This is a genomic window from Brevundimonas sp. (genome assembly GCF_030682035.1).
Classification (GTDB): Bacteria; Pseudomonadota; Alphaproteobacteria; order Caulobacterales; family Caulobacteraceae; genus Brevundimonas.
The window spans coordinates 1-1,408 of the sequence record NZ_JAUXQZ010000020.1 but is presented as its reverse complement, the minus strand read 5'-3'; the positions used below and the strand labels follow the sequence as shown (position 1 = coordinate 1,408).

Below are 1,408 nucleotides of genomic sequence, written 5' to 3'. Positions count from 1 at the left end.
CATTATCGAAGTGGACTCACAGAGATCGCATGATCATCGTCCTGCGAAAGCGGGGCGGCGTCTCTGTCGGGCATCTCCGCGGCATCGCCGATGTGCCGGTTCCGCCGCCCGCCGTTTCCGTACTGTGCGACACGGACGTCGCCCAGTGCGGACTGCGGGACCTCGTCGCGACCCGAGCGGCCGCATCCGGACGCGCTCCAATGACGTGGATCGAAACTCCATTGCTTGGTGGAGCGAAATCATATGTGACACACAGGACTATTTCGCGTCCGTGGCCGGCCGCCTGCGAATCTCGCCCGCAGACCGTTGCTGCAGTTGCACATCGAGCGTCGCATCCCAATGCGGGTTTTCGGGACGTCGGTCCCGCACTGTGCGACACCGCTTCGCCCAGAGGCCTGTTGGCTGGTGGAGAGATGAGGAGAGAAGATCGTTATCGAGTGAAAGCAACTGTTTTGGCATGGCCATCGTCATGCGAAGACGCCGCGATGTCCTTGTTGGGCATCGTCGTGCAATCGCCGACGCGCACGGCTCGCCCGCCCACCATTGCGCCACGGTGCGACAGCCACGTCGCCAAGCGCGGCTGCTTGATGGCCGCGCTCCCGCTCTCGCGTCCTCCAGCGGGTTCCTGAACGTAGACCTCGCGTCCGGATTCGGAGATCATGTCGGCGAGGAACGACCAATGAAAAAGCTGAAGCCACGCCGCGGCAAGCGCGTGGAGGACCTCGTGGACGCCGACTTTCGCCCGCGGCTGGAAGCCGCTCGGTTGGCCATGCGCGCGCTGTTCCGCGCCCTGGACGAACTTGGTGTTGGGCAGCGGGTTCCGGGTGAGCTCCGCAAGCTGATCGAACTCGACGCGGATGTTGCCGAGTGCCTGCATGTGCTCGACATGGACGCAGCCGGCTTCGACGTGCGGTTGATGGTGCGAGAGACGCTGAGTTCGATGGAGCGCGTCGAGCCGACTACCGCTGCCTTCCTCGAAACGATCAGCAGCGACTTGCGGGAGCAGCTGATCGCGCACGTTGAGGTCGTCCGTCTGACACTCCAGCCGGCCGACGCCTACTTGGATATTCCCGGCAGAGATCCGCTCGCGAGACCAAGCTCGCGATGAGCGGGGAGGCGGGTAACCCGCCTCCAATCCATGGGATCCCTGATTCTGCCGACTGCCGATTCGCAAGCCTCGCGCACGCAATCGACGTCGTCACGATCGTGGAGCCAGCTGCGGGAGACGCTCGAGAAGTACTCGCATTTCCGGAAAGAATTCGAGACACGATCCCAACCCGACCAGCCAACACGGGCATGTGCGCTGGCTCGCCGGCCGCGGGTCGCGTCCGTCGAGACACCTGCGGCCTTCTCGCAGTGAACGCAGGCTCGTACCTCGCCTGCATTCACTGCTGCGAGGGCCTCCGGT

The 1,408-nt window shown here is 64.1% G+C and carries 1 protein-coding gene; it reads left to right on the top strand.

The genetic code is table 11. From position 1 onward, the window contains the following. Positions 1–679: 679 nt before the first annotated feature. Positions 680–1,108 carry a hypothetical protein gene (locus tag Q8K49_RS04370; protein WP_305304355.1) on the top strand — a complete coding sequence of 143 codons (429 nt, stop codon included), beginning with the start codon at positions 680–682 and terminating at the stop codon, positions 1,106–1,108. Positions 1,109–1,408 lie beyond the last annotated feature (300 nt).